Below are 16,030 nucleotides of genomic sequence, written 5' to 3'. Positions count from 1 at the left end.
ATTGGCATTAAAAACTAAATCAAATTATTCAAATACTAGATATTGGATATTTTAAGTCCGATGAAATAAGTTCTAGGTAAACCTGGTCCATAAACGTATCCTGCATCTCTATATACCCCTGTATCAAAATCATCTTGATAACTGTTAAAGATATTTTTAACACCTCCACTTAACTCCAAATTAGTTTGTCCAGACAATTTGAAAGTATAAGCTAATTTTACTCCGATATCTAGAAATTCTTGAGTTTGCACCAATTCCTCTGGTGTTTCTTGGGTTTCGAGATGAGGAACATACATGCTACCTGTATAATTCATATTTACATTGGCCATGAATTTCTTGGTAGGATAATAACTATAAACCAAATAACCATAATTGCTAGGTGTACGAGTCATATGTTTTGAAACACTCTCGTCCAACTCACCCCAAGCCTGAGCTGACTCAAACTCCGATGACTGTACAGTAAAACCAGACTGCAGGTCCATTTTATTATTGAAAGCATAATTTACTTCCAAATTGACACCTGATACAATAGCACCATCCTCAGCATTTACTCTGATATCGGTTAGTATTTTCTCATCTTCATCCCATAAGTATTCACTTGAAAAGGGATTATCCAATTTGGTATAAAAGCCTTCCAAAATAATCTCTAAAGCCGACGATTTAAAATCTAAATCATAATCAAAACCACCTGTAAGACTCCAAGAATGCTCTGCTTCCAAATCTGGGTCGTTTATATGAATCACTTTTCTAGCAGCAGAAGCCTCAATATGTAAATCTTCACTGTATATTTGAGGCGCTCTAAATCCAGTAGAGAAATTAGCTCGAACACTCAAATGCTCGCTGGGCTTATAAACCAAGTTTACTCTTGGGCTCCAATTTGGATAAACCTCTTTTTCAATATCAGAATGCACTCTATCTTCCACAGCAATCTGATCGTAACGAACTCCAACTAAGAATTTAATGATGTCAAAATCCCATTCATTTTGAAGATAGGCAGCTAATGTTGTTGTATATTGATCGGCAATATTCATATTATCCTCCATTCTTGAGGAGTCTTGATTATAAAATCCCAGTTTATTATCGTTTAAGGAGCCATAAATAAACTCAGCTCCAGCAGTAAGAGTGGAAGGAGCAAACAAGAGACGATCGAAATAATAGGTTTCTTGAAGACCAGCAACAGCAGAATAATCATAGGTTTTTCCATAACCAGCAGGGTCTTGTTCTGCCCCATAATAACTGTCTCTGTCAATATATTGCCCGCTTGCATAAGCCGAAAACTTGTTTTTTGAGTCTTTGGAGTATTGATCAAAAGTTAAACCCCCACTGATAATATCATGATTGAGCTGTTCAGCTATATCTGCCATATCTGCTTTATAATCGAAGTTATTTCCTCCTCTTCTAAATTCTTTGGTAGCTCCAAAATCCAAATTGATTTTACTATAATCCCCAGGACGATAAAAGGCTCTCAAACCAAGATGATTGGCATTGATTTCTGTAATTTCTGAGAAGCCATCCTCATTGGCATCCCAATGATCTCTTCTTTTTATGCCTCCGTAAAGAAACATTCCCGATTTATAATCATCACTAACAATACTCGTGGAGGCATTCAAATTAAACTCTGGCGCCTCACCGTTAATCATAGCGAAATTAGATTCTATGGCATAAGAGTTTACTAAAGGGTCTTTGGTTATCACATTAATAGTTCCTCCAATTGCATTGGAGCCAAATAAGGCAGAACCTCCTCCCCTCACCACTTCAATCTTATCAATCATATTTACTGGAATCTGCTCTAATCCATAAACTCCAGCCATAGTGGACAAAATGGGTCTGCTATTAATTAATACTTGACTATAAGAACCTTCTAAGCCATTCAGCCTCACTTGTGTAAAACCACAGTTTTGACAATCATTTTCTACTCTTAAACCAGGGGTGAAATTCAAACCATCCGCCAGTGAACTAGCTTGTACACTCTCGAGCATTTTTGTTCCAATGGTATTTACTAATACTGGAGCATCTTTTCTTTTCACTGCATTTCTAGAGGCACTCACCACCACCTCGTCTGTGGTTATCAAGGATTCCTGTAATTCAATTTTTAATTTATCATCTAATTCCTCTGCTGCATCCACAGCATGAGATGCACTTTTATATCCCACGGCACTTACCACCAAAGTTAAGTCACCACTCGGAATATTATGCAAATAAAAGTGGCCATTGGCATCTGTGGCAGCTCCTATTGTAGTTCCATTTATTAAAATGGTAGCATAAGCAACAGGCTCAGTATTTGACACTACATAACCATGTATCTCTCTTATTTTTTTAACATCCTCAGCAAACACATACCCTTGAACTAACATTGACATGAGCAATGCTAAAATCTTAATTGATCTCATTCCTAAAACTTATTATATTTGAAACTTAACCCATAGCGGGTTAAAACTAATGAATTGTTATTCTGCGAATTAGATTAACATTTAGGAGGTCCACGAAGTGCATTAAAGGGGATTTTCATTAGCTGAATGGCCTCATTCTTAAAAAGAATAGAAGCGACAAATACCTCAGTAATCTCAATATCCAAATAGGGGAAGTCTTGAGCTAAATCGGCATGAGGTATGAGCAAGCTTAAAAAAGTGATTTCACTTTTATGATGTGTGTGCTGGGTTCCATTACTATCAGAAAACGGATGAGCATGAGTAATAATAGAACCATCAGAAAGATAATGGGAATGTTTAAATGTCAAACTGGATTGAAAAAACAACATCAACACTAAAACAGCCAACAAACTGCCGACTCCTTTTAAAATAGATGTTAAATGTTTTATCATTCTTCTAATTATTTGATGGGGCAAAAATAGAGGAGGCTAAAAAATCTGGCAATACCTAGATATGGGGATTTAAAGTCATGGGGAAGCTAATTAAAAGTCCTCAGAAAAGCCACCACTATGGCTCCAACGCAGTTCTTACCAAGTTAGACATTGATTTTTAACAGCTTAGAAGCAACCTTTCCTCAAAACGGACTGTCTTTAAAGATAGACTTCTATAATGTTTAAATTTCCATATAAACAATGATATGAAAAAAATATTCCCTCTTCTATTAACAATATTGATATACTCAAATGGTATTGGCCAAAATTTCAATGCTCCTGAACTAAGTTGGGATGTTGCTAAACAATTAGTCAATACCTCTCCAAACTACCCCTCTAATGTAGACACCATCACTAGCGTATATGGATATACTGGAGATACCATTATCGAAAATCAAACATGGCAAAAATTATCTTTTACATATGAAGAAAGCCTAAATGAGAACTCAATTCCCCTTGGCTTTATCCAACAAGAGGAACATATTGTTAGTTTCAAAGACACAAACGAAGTCGTTCATCAACTTTATAATTTTAATCTAAATATAGGTGACTCTGTATTATATTTTGAGGGACTTGGGTCAGAAAACAATTATCTTTTCGTTGAATATATAGATAGCATTCTAATAAATGGAACCTATAAAAAGCAATTTCATTTTAGTACTTCACTAAACCCTCCATATCTATTAAATGAAATTTGGATAGAAGATATAGGAAGTATTCATGGACCATTATTCCCTATTAACCCATGTCACTTTTCTTCTGAAATGCCAAGTGACATAAAATTAACCTGTTGTTTTTTTGAGGACGATATCATTTGGGATAATCCAGATTTTGCTTATTGCTATTACCATTCTGTACTACCCTCCCCTAACTTTATAGAAGAGGGAAAACAATGGAATGTTAGACTAAGCAATTTTGAAAATTACATAACAGAAATCCTCCTATTTATGGGAGATTCCATAATCGACAATGTCAATTACAAGAAACTATACACCTCTTACGACTCCCTCAACACACTGCATTTTAAGGCATTAATCAGAGAAGAAAACAACAAAGTGTATTTAAGACACTATAATCAAGCCGAAGCTTTAATCTATGATTTCAATTTAACTATCGGAGAAAGCACCACCATATACTCTCCTGAAGGGCAAGGCTTTATAGAAATCACTGTTAATGATATATCATGGGTAGAATATGAAGGTTTCTTTCGAAAGAAATATACACTTGATGGTAATTATGAAGAATATTGGATGGAAGGAATAGGCAGTTGCTTTGGCCCAATTTATAGTAAGGTTTATGATTTTATTGTTTGCCCGGATTGGATGATGTCATGTGCTTATAACGAGGAAGGTCAAATTTATCAATATCAGGATTATCCATGTTATGATCTTAAAACTGGAATAAACGAAATACAAGAAAACAAAGTAGTCATTTATCCAAACCCTATCCAATCAGGTCAAGTTCTACAGCTTTCTAATCCTATTCAAATGAAGTCGATAAATATATTTGATTATTCTGGTCAACTTATCATAAGTATTAATTATGATTTTTCTAATCAGGTATTTATTCCAACGGATAAAATAAAAAAAGGAATCTACATCATAAAAATAGAAGATAAAAATGGCAAACTTCAGATTTCTAAACTCATTGTATCTTGAGGTGATTAGAATGGCGTCCTTATTTCACCTAAAAACACCTAAGTAGCTTTGAAATCTTTAATAATACCACTGAATCATCATCAATTATTAATCGCATAAATATCATTGAGAATGTATAATCCACTTCCCTACCTTCCCAAGAATTTCCAAAAATGGATTAAGAAATTAAAATCATTGAAAATCCATCCGAAAATTATGTTTATCGTTTTGGGTATTTTATCCACTCTTTCCCTAGGTGGAAAAATCAGAATAGAAACCAGTTTTCAGAGCTCCGTGAAAAAAATTATTAATTATTGTTTTTCAGATATTTACACAGACACTACTTTCCCATTTTGAGCAATCATTTTATTTTTATAAATTTCATTGAAAAGACCAAAAAACGAATACATTTGCTCAATTTTATTTTAAGAAAATAATAAAAATGATAGAGCATAAAAAGAAGTTCCTTTTTGTTTCAAAATGGGGCGAAATTTTAGATATTGCCAATACCGTTCAAAAAGAAGGGAACTTAGTAAAACTTTTTATCGAAACGGTTTCTTGTAGAGAAGTTGGATTAGGCTTTGTGCCAAAAACTAGAGATTGAAAAAAACAGGTTGATTGGGCCGATGTAATCATCTTCGACTATATAGGCTGGGGCAAGGAAGCCGAAGAACTACGTCATGCTGGGAAACATGTCATTGGCGGCTGCGAATATAGTGATAAACTTGAGTTAGACAGAAGCTTTGGACAAGAAGAGCTAAAGAAAAACAAAATAAAAATACTGAATTATAAAGAATTCACCTCCTATCAAGAGGCTATTGAATATGTACAAAACAATCCTCACTCCTATGTCCTAAAACCTTCTGGAAAAATGCAGGACTATAAACAGCTACTATTTGTTGGAAAGGAGGATGACGGGAATGACATCATCAGGGTATTAAAAGCTTATGAGAAAACTTGGGGAAGTGATTTGGAAGTATTTCAATTGCAACGAAAAGTTAATGGTGTGGAAGTTTCTGTGGCTGCATTTTTTAATGGAACCCAATTTATTAAACCTTATAATATCACTTTTGAACACAAGAAACTATTTCCAAAAGAATTAGGAGTTTCCACCGGTGAGATGGGGACGAGCATGTTTTGGACCGAGGAAAGTCCGCTCTTTAATGCCACTCTTTTAAAACTAGAAAATGAGTTGAAAAAACATCATTTTGTTGGACACATCGACGTCAATTGTATTGTAAATGGAAACGGAATTTATCCTTTAGAATTTACCACTCGCTTTGGCTACCCTCAGATTTTTATTCAGCAGGCTGGAATTACAGAGCCCATCGGGATGATGCTGTATAAAATTGCCACAGGATTAGAATTCAAAATCCAGGTAAAAAAAGGATTTCAAATTGGAGCATATATGGTGGTCCCTCCTTTTCCATTTCAAGACAAAAAATCCTTTGAAATGTTTTCCAAAGATGCTATTGTTATTTTGAGAAAACCCATGAAAGAAGGAATCCATATACAAGATTTAAAAAATATAAATGGAGAATGGCTCATCACTGGCGACACAGGAGCCGCATTACTCATCAGCGGAACGGGAACAACCATGAAGGAGGCCCAAAAAGTAATGTATAATCGCATTAATAATGTATTGATAAATAGCTCCTATTATAGAACCGATATTGGTGATAGATGGAGTGAGGATTCAGATAAATTGTGGGCTTGGGGTTACTTATAAACTTTTGATATGAAATCTTCTATATTATTTAATGAGATAACGGAATCCGCCATGGATTTTTTCACTCTTTTACCTTTAGACTGGCAAGATACTATTATTCCATATTGGAATCAATACAGCGACAGCAGCCGAATATATACATTATTAGAAGCGGGCAAAATTATTGGTGGTGGAATTGTGTTTACTAAAGCATCTCCAGATATGATAGCGAATGTTAAAATTGCAGATAAGTATTATCAACTCGGATACCATTACCTAGGCTATATTTGGATTTCGGAAGAACATAGAGGAAAAGGATTAGGTCAATATTGGCTCGAACAATTATTTCAAGAAAACCCAGAACAGAACTATTGGTTAAGTATTGAAGATCTAAACTTAGAATCTTTTTATCAAAAATCGGGCTTTTATCTTAGCGAAACCATCAATAACAAAGAGGGTAATGAATGGATTCTAGTACGTTTATAATAATAAATAACGGTTTTGGATGTATAGGATTTTATTAATGTGAATAAACTAACTTTGTCATGAGTTTAAATTTATAAATATTTAAAACCATGAAGCCCTATGAGCCTTAAACACTATTCTGCTCTTGCTATTATTTTTGTATTCCTATTTGCTTGTTGCTCAAAAGAAGACGATAAAAAGGAAGAAACACCAACAGAACCCATACCATTAACTTATGTCAGTGGTGCAGATTTGTCTTTTCTACCCTTTCTCGAAAGAAATAACACTAAATTCTATGATGCAGAAGGCATTGGGAAAAACGTAGTGGATATTTTTAAAGAAAGAGGAATGAATGTGGTGAGGTTGAAATTATGGTATCAACCCCAAACTGAAGCCGCTTCCTTTGCGGAAGTCAAAGCATTTAGCCAAGAGCTAAAAGCAAAGAGCTTGAAGGTATGGCTCACGGTGCACTATTCAGATACTTGGGCCGACCCTGGACATCAAGAAACTCCAGAGGCATGGAAGAATTTAAGTTTCCCAGTTTTAAAAGACAGTGTTTATAAATATACCCAAAGGATTGTTGAACAGATACAGCCCGATATTATTCAAATCGGAAATGAAATAAACGGAGGATTCCTCTGGCCCGAAGGTAATCTTCAAGATAATGAATCCCAGTTTTTACAATTAATGGAAAGTGGCATAAAAGCGGTACGAGATCATTCGAGTACTAGTCAAATTATGATTCACTTTGCTGGACATGAAGCCAGCGATTGGTTTTATAATAAGATGACCAGTTTAGATTATGACTTTATAGGATTATCCTACTATCCATGGTGGCATGGTAAAGATATGGATGCCCTTCAAAATAATATGAGCTCTTTAAAAAGCAAGTATAACAAAGAAGTCATTATTGCAGAAACCTCCTACCCTTTTACTTTGGGCTGGAACGACTGGACCAATAATATTGTTGGAGCAGACGAGCACTTGATACTCCCTAATTTTCCGGCAACACAAGAAGGGCAGAAAGCTTTTCTAAGTCAACTCAAAGAAAAGATTAAACTTGCTGGTGCTTTCGGATTTTGCTATTGGGCACCAGATTGGGTGGCTTGGGATGGTCCAGAATCTAAAATTGGCAGCTCTTGGGAAAACCAAACCTTATTTGATTTTGAGAATATGGAAACGGAAGCAACTGAAGTATTTTCGGCTCCAAGTAAATAAACTTATAATATTTAGAAGTTCCGTTATTTCTCTTCCTAATCTAAAACTTGAAACGATAGTAATTTCCTTATTCTTAAATTTTCCCTCAACAGTGAGAGCCATAAACCAAAAGAAATTCCATTCAAAAGAAAAATTCGCTGAAAAAACTCTATTTTTGCAAAAAAATAGAATGCCCTATGCAAGAATTAAAAGTATATAATACCCTAAGTAGAACAAAAGAAGTTTTTAAAGCCATTAATGCTCCTCATGTAGGAATGTATGTTTGTGGCCCAACAGTATATAGTGATGTTCACTTGGGAAACTGCCGTACTTTTATTTCTTTCGATGTGATTTACAGATACCTCAGTGCTATAGGTTATGATGTGAGATATGTGAGAAACATTACTGATGCAGGGCATTTAGAGAATGATGGCGATGTAGGAGAAGATAAAATCTCTAAAAAAGCAAGACTGAGTCAACTTGAGCCCATGGAGATTGTACAGAAATACACTTTGGATTTTCATAAAGTTCTGGAGCAATTTAATAACCTCGCACCAAGTATAGAGCCCACAGCCACAGGTCATTTGATTGAACAAATCACCATGGTTGAAGATATTCTTTCCAAGGACTTAGCTTATGAAAGTCAGGGGAGCATCTATTTTGATGTGAATGCCTATAATAAAGATTTCAATAATGATTATGGTATGCTCTCAGGAAGAAATGTAGACGAGCTGATGAGTAATACGAGAGAACTAGACGGGCAAAGTGAGAAAAGAAATCCTGCCGATTTCGCCTTATGGAAAAAAGCATCTCCAGAACATATCATGCGCTGGAAATCACCTTGGAGCATTGGTTTCCCAGGTTGGCATTTGGAATGCTCCGTGATGGGTACCAAATATCTAGGTGAGCAGTTTGATATTCACGGAGGAGGAATGGATTTAAAATTCCCGCACCATGAATGTGAGATTGCTCAAAACAAAGCGACACATGGCGCCAAAAACCCTGTTAACTATTGGATGCATGCCAATATGCTCACTCTTAATGGGCAAAAGATGAGCAAATCCACAGGAAACACCTTGCTTCCAGCCGAGCTATTCAGTGGAGACAATGACAAGCTCAGCAAAGCATTCAGTCCGATGGTGGTTCGTTTCTTTATCTTACAAGCTCATTATCGTTCTACTCTAGACTTGAGTAACGATGCCCTTTTAGCCGCTGAAAAAGGCTATCAAAAACTAATGACAGCTATGGAAACTTTGGCTGGATTAAAACCAGCGGCCTCCTCTAGTGTAAATGTGAATGAAATCATGACCAAATGTTATGAAGCCATGAACGATGATTTCAATACTCCAGTTCTTATTGCCAATCTTTTTGATGCTGTAAAACTAATCAATAGTTGTAATGATGGCAAAGAAACTATTTCTGCCAGTGATTTAGAGAAGCTTCAAAAAGAAATGAATAGCTTCGTATTTTCCATTTTAGGCTTAAAAGCTGAAGAAAAAGCTGAAGGTGGAGATAATGAAGTATTAGAAGGTGTCATGCAAACGGTATTGAGTCTACGCCAGCAAGCCAAACAAAATAAAGACTGGGGTACTGCAGATTTAATTCGCGATGAACTGGCCAAAGTCAATATCAAAGTGACCGATACCAAAGAAGGCGCTGTTTGGAATGTAGAAGATTAATCTTGTTTCATTTTTTCTAATTTCTATAAACCTTAAACTGGCTAAATCCTATTTTTATGCGCTAGGCAAAATGTATTTAAATTGTGATATGGCCATAACAAAGGAACCTATACTAAATATAATTTACTGGTAAACTCTATTAGTCCCTTTTATATGTAATTATTCCATCTCACCTGATTTGTTCTCATTGGTTGGTTTGCTATTTTTTTGTTGTGTAAAACATCAACTCATCCTTTTTTGTGGAAAAAAGGAAGCAAAAGCCATCCCAAACAAATGCCTACCCGCCTCTTATAGAATATTGATTTGCCTACCAAAGTAGAAAACTAATGACCTAATAATTTTACCTCTCTATCAGAACTAGAACACTTATCTCTATTCCAAATATGTTCGATGTCATTATTTTAAAAGCCAAGGCCCTTTGATGACAAATGAAACATTCTATAATTCACCCCATGAGCCGCCGCCTGTTTGGGAAAGGCCAGCCCACTATCTTCGAAAGAAAATTATGACTTAAGGATTAGCACCAGCTTTTATCATGAAGAAAGTGTATTTGAATCTATTTTGTTATGAACTAGAATCCAGTTAAGGATTCTGTATTAAATCAAGCAATGTTTATAAAGACTTCCAACGGAAGTCTACCTCCGCCTTATCAGGAAGTCGTTAAGCGGAGCAAATGGCTTGTAGGATATAAAACAATACTGTTTGACGCTCGTTAGTGACCATTCGCAGAATGTCACTATAAGGAGGAGTTTATTGTTTTTCCGGAAAGCTATTTGTGGAGTAGACTTCCTGATACAGCGGTGGTTTTGCTACACTTTTTGAAAAGTGTAAAGAACAAGACTATTAAACAAAACTTCTAATTCAAAAGGGTAAATGATTTCAAAAGAGCCCTTAACAACTCAACTAATAAAATTCATGTACATACACTCTAAATGCATTTAGTATTACCTAGCAATTGGGAGATTGAGTAGTCTTTTCAGTTACACAATGATACTACAGCACATCAAAATGAGATACAGACCTTAAACTCATAGAATCTTAACATCTTATTAAACAGCCCATAGCTTCTGTTTCTGAAAAAATACTACATTTGCCTCAAACCAGATTAACCAACATTATGCGTATTTTCTTCATTGCTTTAATCAGCTTGCTGTCATTGACCGCTATGAGCCAGGACACTTTAAAAATCATGTATTATAACCTCCTCAATTTTCCTGGAACAACTCCTGGAAGAGCGGATACCTTGAGAAAAACGGTGCAATATATTATGCCCGATTTATTAGTAGTTAACGAATTAAGCTCAGAGGAGGGCGCTGAATTGATTTTGAATAACTCTTTAAATATAGGTGTTTCTGAAACTTTCCAAAGAGCTGAATTTACTGATGGCCCAGACTCAGACAATATGCTGTTCTATAATGCCAACAAACTAGCTCTATACAGCCAATTTGAGATAGAAACAGAATTGAGATTGATCAATGAATATGTTGTTTATACTTTACCAATCATTAACGATACAGTTTTCTTATCTCTGTATTCAGCACATTTAAAAGCCAGTGATGGTAGTGAAGAAGAAAACCTACGTTATGCCGAAGCCATGGCTTTTAAAACTCATTTGAATACTAAACATAAAGTCAGTAATGTGATTTTTGGAGGAGATTTAAACATCTATAAAAGTAGTGAAAAAGCCTATACAGAAATTACTACTGGTCAGGACATTCCGCTCTACGACCCCATATTCTCTCCTGCCAACTGGCATAATAATTCTTCCTATGCCAACATTCATACTCAAAGCACACGTTCTAGCCAATTTGGTGGAGGAGCAACAGGCGGAATGGACGATAGGTTTGATATGATATTTGTGAGTACAGATATCTTGAGTGGTGCCGAAAGAGTTAGATACGTCAGTGACAGTTATCATGCCTTTGGACAAGATGGTCAAAGATTTAATCAATCCATTAGAGTTCCCAGTAATTCAACTGCACCAGATAGCATCATTAATGCATTATACTATATGTCCGATCACCTTCCAGTTATTATGGATGTAGCCATTTTAGAGGAGGCTAACGCTATTGCTGAGGCCAATAGATTAGAATTCGACTTCCAAATAGAGAAAAATCTTATTCGTTTTTCGAGCTTGGAGAAGCCATTGGAATTTAAAGTGTTCGATGTTTTGGGTAAAGAGGTTTTTTCAAAACATCTAAATTCGGGAATGAGTCAATTTAGTCTTCCTTCCCAAATAAATTCTGGAGTTTATATCCTGCAATTCATAGAGCTCAAATCAGAAAAATCGCTGATGACTAAGAAATATTTAGACCTTTAAAATCTAAGTGTATTTGTTTAAACTTAACAATTCTTTATCCTGTATATTTGCCCCATGAAATCCGGCGTACCTTCTTATAAAAAGATTTGGCAAATCAGCTATCCTATTGTTCTCACCTTAATTGCTCAGAATGTAATTAATGTAACAGACACTGCTTTTTTGGGTCGTGTGGGAGAAGTAGAATTGGGCGCAAGCGCCTTGGCTGGGATTTTTTATATTGCCATTTTTATGCTGGGTTATGGTTTTAGTACCGGAACTCAAATTATGATTGCCCGCCGAAATGGCGAAAGGGATTATAAGCAAGTTGGAAAAATCTTCGACCAATCTAATTACTTTCTCGCCGGACTCGCCTTAGTAGTTTTCTCCATCATCTATTTCTTTGGGACTCCCATGCTAGCTTTGATAGTCTCCTCAAAAAACATTTTGGGTGCTAGCGAAATCTACCTTCAAACTCGTGTTTTTGGTGTTTTATTTGCCTTTGGAAACTTAGGATTCAGAGCACTTTTAGTAGGAATCACTCAAACTAAAGCTTTGGGATATTCCGCCATAGTCATGGCCATCACCAATGTGATTTTAGATTATATCTTCATTTTTGGTCATTTTGGAATGCCAGCCATGGGAATTGGGGGTGCAGCTATGGCCAGCGTATTTGCGGAATTATCAGCCCTCATTTTCTTCATTATTTATACTTTAATGAAGCTTGATAGAAATCAATATCCCATCTTTCAGTTTTCAAAAATCGATTTTAAATTGATAGGCAAAACACTAGAGCTTTCCATATATGTTATGGCTCAATATTTTATTTCTATCCTTACATGGTTCACCTTCTTTGCCTTTATTGAGCAAATGGGAGAAAGGTCATTGGCCATTTCTAATATAGTTAGGAGCGTATATACAGTTTTGATGATTCCCGTGATGGCTTTGAGTACTGCTGCCAACACTTTAGTGAGCAATGCCATAGGAGCAGGACATAAAGAAGATGTATTAAAAATCGTAAACAAATTAGTCTTTATTGGAGTCCTTATTGCCATTCCTATTATTGCCTCCATGCTTTTATTACCAGAAACCATGGTGAGCATTTACACCAATTCGGAGGAGCTTATTCAACAAACCATTCCTTCGATTTATACCATATCGGGTGCTGTAGTATTATTTGCTATTGGTTTTATAGCTTTTAGTGGGGTGAGTGGAACTGCCAATACCAAAACTGGATTGCTTATCGAAATCATCACCTTAGCCATTTATATCAGCTATGTGTATTGGGCCACACAAATCAAACAGTTTCCTGTTCATATTGCTTGGACTAGTGAATATGTCTATATGACTTTTTTGGGTCTATTTTCTTATGTCTATTTAGTCTCTGGTCGTTGGAAGAAAAAAGAAATATAGTCCCTTATCCGTTTCTAATCATCCTAAATAATTCATTTTTGCATTCTCTAATGAAACGATAATTCTTTACTTTTACCAAAAAATAAATTAGAATCATGCGTTTGGGGTCCATCACAGTTTATTATCTTTTATTAGTGGTCTTGCTTTTTTCAGCTTGTACACCATCCGACCCTTCCCTAGATTCATCAGCAAAATCAGGGTTTCAAAAAGAAATTATCAACTTGGCTCAACTTGATCAAAAGATAGCTCTACAAGTCACAGATTCAGATATTAAAGATTGTGAGCAAGCGCTGGAAATAGCCAGAACATTAAACGACAAAGAGATTGAACTGCAATGTCTCATCAGACTTTTCGAACTACAGAACAAACAAGAGCTTTTTAAAGATGCATTACAAACAGGTAATCTATCCTTGAATTTAGCTAAAGAGCTAAAAGACAAAACATCACAAGCTCAGATTTACATGCTTTTTGGAACCAATTATTATCACCTCTCCTCTTTTCACAAATCTTTTGAAAATTTCGAGACTTCATTGAACTATTATTTGGTTTTGAAAGATACCACTAGCCAATTGAATATTCTAAATATGCAAGGCAATATTTATTTCAATTGGCAAGACTATGAAATGGCCTACGAATATTATAATAAATGTTTAGAATTGGCTCAATTTCAATCGCGTAATTCTACCATAGCTAAATCACTAACCAATATGGGTGTGGTTTATGCAGCTCAAGCTGAAAATAAGGAATTGGGTTTAGATTCCACTCAGATGCTTAGTAAAAAAGCCGTTCAATACATAGAAAACGCCTTAGTATTTATAGATAAAACCAAGCAAAATGACATGCGAGCTGAAATTTTAAACAATTTGGCTCAAGTATATACATCAAGCAATGACTATGATAGAGCCGTACAAACTATCAAAAAAGCCATTTCAATCTCCAAACCAATCTCCGATAGAATCTATATTAATTCCTGTCAGACATATGCTCATATGCTCTTTTACAAAGATTCTTTAAAAAAGGCTAAAATACTATTAGAACAAGTAGAAACCGTGACAAAACAAAAAGGGTTTCAAGCACAATATACGCAGACCCTTAATCTCATGAGTTCGATTAGTTTTAAAGAGAAGGATTTTGAAAACGCATACCTCTATCAAAAAAAATATGCTCAATTATCAGATTCCATTTTTAATCTAGACTATAAAAAGAAGATAGATGCCATTAAACTTTCCAGTGAGATGGATAAAGTGATAGAAGAACAAAAACTAAAAAGACAACAGAATTTTAACCGCACACTTATTATCATTATTATTCTGATAGCCATCATTATCATCATTGGCCTCCTCTATTCACAGTCCAGAACCAGAAACCAAAATTTCAAACTTCAAAACAACCTACTCTCGGAAAGGCTCGAAACCAGAAATAAGGAATTAACCACAAGAATAATGGCCCTTATTCAAAGAAATGAGCTAGAAAAAGAAATTGTACTCAAGCTTCACTCCCTTCAACCTAAAATGAAAAAGGAAAACCAAGGAGATATTAAAGAAATCATCAAGGATTTAAGCTTTAAACAAAACGATCAACTTTGGAAAGAGTTTGAAGTAAGATTCGAAAGTGTTCATCAGGAATTCTTTAGCAAGTTGAGTGTTTCATTTCCAGAACTAACCACCAACGAAAAACGCCTCTGCGCCTTTTTATATTTAGACATGAGCTCTAAAGATATCTCTTCCATCACCGGTCAAAGTACTAGAGCATTAAATGTTGCTCGAACTCGTTTGAGAAAGAAATTCGATATTACCAATAGTCAGCAGAGCCTTTCTTCTTTTTTAAACGAAATTTAAGCCCGAAACTATCTCATTGATATCCTACACCTTAGCAATAGTTGTGCACTAGAAATGCACCCCTAAATTTCTTTTGTATTGTTTTTATAGCCCAATAAAATTCTTCAAATTCTTCCAGCTCTTATAGTTTTGTCCCTAATTAATTTCAATAGGATTTAAGCGCATTTTAAGCATTAACGATTTTTTCAAAATGAAAAAAGATAAAGAATACGAAGAAGAAACAATAAGCAAACTTGAGGACCAAAACAAAGCCTTGAAAAAGCTTATGGATACACTAGACAAAAAACAAAAAGAAATAATTTCAAAAAAACAAAAACATGAGAAAGCTTAGTTTACTTTTTATTTTATTTATTGCAGCAATGACACAGCTCAATGCTCAAAAGGTTTTTCAGGGAACAGACCTAAATCCTATCAATAATGAAAAACTTGTTTTAGCCAATGGCGATCATGCCTATTGTATGGTTACTGGAGGAGGAGGTGGTGGAACTACCGGTTGGGCAAAAATGAATGTAGACCCTATAGGTTTTGAAAACATTGGCCCAAAACCCAGTGACTTGTATTTCTTAGGTGGTGATTTTGCACAAGATGGAAATTGGTATGCAACAGAATACTCTGGTGGATTTTACCAGATTGATACATTAACATCAGAGCATACTTTATTAACTACTTGGTCAATCACTGCATCGGGTTTCACTTATTCTCCTGCCTATGAAACACATTATGTTTGTTCTGGGGGTGAACTTTATACCGTAGATATGGACACTTACACTTTAGAGCTTATTGGGCCTATGGGTAATTCAGGAAATATGGTAACCTGAGTTCGGTTTTTAACTATCTGAAATTCAGTTGTTAATGGTGATATTTTTGACCATAAAATTAGGAGATTTCATGAGTATTTATTATCTTTGTGACTGATAATCAAACAATTAACAATAAA

The 16,030-nt window shown here is 35.3% G+C and carries 13 protein-coding genes; 11 read left to right on the top strand and 2 right to left on the bottom strand.

The genetic code is table 11. The features are described from left to right. Nucleotides 1-35: 35 nt before the first annotated feature. Nucleotides 36-2,390: a TonB-dependent receptor gene (locus HNS40_RS15370; protein WP_172282411.1), complete on the bottom strand. Its 2,355-nt coding sequence runs from the start codon at nucleotides 2,388-2,390 to the stop codon at nucleotides 36-38. 74 nt (nucleotides 2,391-2,464) lie between these two features. Continuing rightward, a complete protein-coding gene (locus HNS40_RS15365; protein ID WP_172282409.1) occupies nucleotides 2,465-2,821 on the bottom strand; it encodes a hypothetical protein in 357 nt (118 codons plus the stop codon). A 245-nt stretch (nucleotides 2,822-3,066) separates the two neighbouring features. On the opposite strand from HNS40_RS15365, the gene HNS40_RS15360 reads away from it, so the two are divergent. The 11 genes from HNS40_RS15360 (at nucleotide 3,067) to HNS40_RS15315 (ending at nucleotide 15,911) form a co-directional block, all read left to right on the top strand. Further along, on the top strand, nucleotides 3,067-4,518 hold the full coding sequence (locus tag HNS40_RS15360) for a T9SS type A sorting domain-containing protein (protein ID WP_172282407.1): 1,452 nt from the start codon (nucleotides 3,067-3,069) through the stop codon (nucleotides 4,516-4,518). A 421-nt stretch (nucleotides 4,519-4,939) separates the two neighbouring features. Further along, nucleotides 4,940-5,101 (top strand): hypothetical protein, encoded by a 162-nt coding sequence (locus HNS40_RS22955; RefSeq protein ID WP_216664179.1) that lies wholly within the window; start codon nucleotides 4,940-4,942, stop codon nucleotides 5,099-5,101. Nucleotides 5,102-5,128: 27 nt separating this feature from the next. After that, complete coding sequence (locus HNS40_RS15355; protein ID WP_371742948.1) at nucleotides 5,129-6,226, top strand: hypothetical protein; 1,098 nt, start codon at nucleotides 5,129-5,131, stop codon at nucleotides 6,224-6,226. Nucleotides 6,227-6,235: 9 nt separating this feature from the next. After that, nucleotides 6,236-6,691, top strand: coding sequence for a GNAT family N-acetyltransferase (locus HNS40_RS15350; protein ID WP_172282405.1), 456 nt, complete (start codon nucleotides 6,236-6,238; stop codon nucleotides 6,689-6,691). 99 nt (nucleotides 6,692-6,790) lie between these two features. Continuing rightward, on the top strand, nucleotides 6,791-7,888 hold the full coding sequence (locus tag HNS40_RS15345; protein ID WP_172282402.1) for a glycosyl hydrolase 53 family protein: 1,098 nt from the start codon (nucleotides 6,791-6,793) through the stop codon (nucleotides 7,886-7,888). Between the two features lie 176 nt (nucleotides 7,889-8,064). After that, nucleotides 8,065-9,546 (top strand): cysteine--tRNA ligase, encoded by a 1,482-nt coding sequence (gene cysS / locus HNS40_RS15340; RefSeq protein ID WP_172282400.1) that lies wholly within the window; start codon nucleotides 8,065-8,067, stop codon nucleotides 9,544-9,546. Between the two features lie 1,090 nt (nucleotides 9,547-10,636). Beyond that, nucleotides 10,637-11,866 (top strand): endonuclease/exonuclease/phosphatase family protein, encoded by a 1,230-nt coding sequence (locus tag HNS40_RS15335; RefSeq protein ID WP_172282398.1) that lies wholly within the window; start codon nucleotides 10,637-10,639, stop codon nucleotides 11,864-11,866. Between the two features lie 54 nt (nucleotides 11,867-11,920). Then, the gene (locus HNS40_RS15330) at nucleotides 11,921-13,255 is read left to right on the top strand and encodes an MATE family efflux transporter (protein ID WP_172282396.1); all 1,335 of its coding nucleotides are present in this window, start codon (nucleotides 11,921-11,923) and stop codon (nucleotides 13,253-13,255) included. A gap of 95 nt (nucleotides 13,256-13,350) precedes the next feature. After that, a complete protein-coding gene (locus HNS40_RS15325; RefSeq protein ID WP_172282394.1) occupies nucleotides 13,351-15,093 on the top strand; it encodes a tetratricopeptide repeat protein in 1,743 nt (580 codons plus the stop codon). Between the two features lie 190 nt (nucleotides 15,094-15,283). Further along, the gene (locus HNS40_RS15320; protein WP_172282392.1) at nucleotides 15,284-15,424 is read left to right on the top strand and encodes a hypothetical protein; all 141 of its coding nucleotides are present in this window, start codon (nucleotides 15,284-15,286) and stop codon (nucleotides 15,422-15,424) included. After that, a complete protein-coding gene (locus tag HNS40_RS15315; RefSeq protein WP_172282390.1) occupies nucleotides 15,411-15,911 on the top strand; it encodes a hypothetical protein in 501 nt (166 codons plus the stop codon). Before HNS40_RS15320 ends, HNS40_RS15315 begins: the two co-directional genes overlap by 14 nt. Nucleotides 15,912-16,030: the final 119 nt, after the last annotated feature.

It is taken from the genome of Lentimicrobium sp. S6 (genome assembly GCF_013166635.1).
Lineage (GTDB): Bacteria > Bacteroidota > Bacteroidia > Bacteroidales > UBA12170 > UBA12170.
The sequence above is the reverse complement of the archived record's forward strand: the minus strand, read 5'-3'. Positions and strand labels throughout refer to the sequence as shown.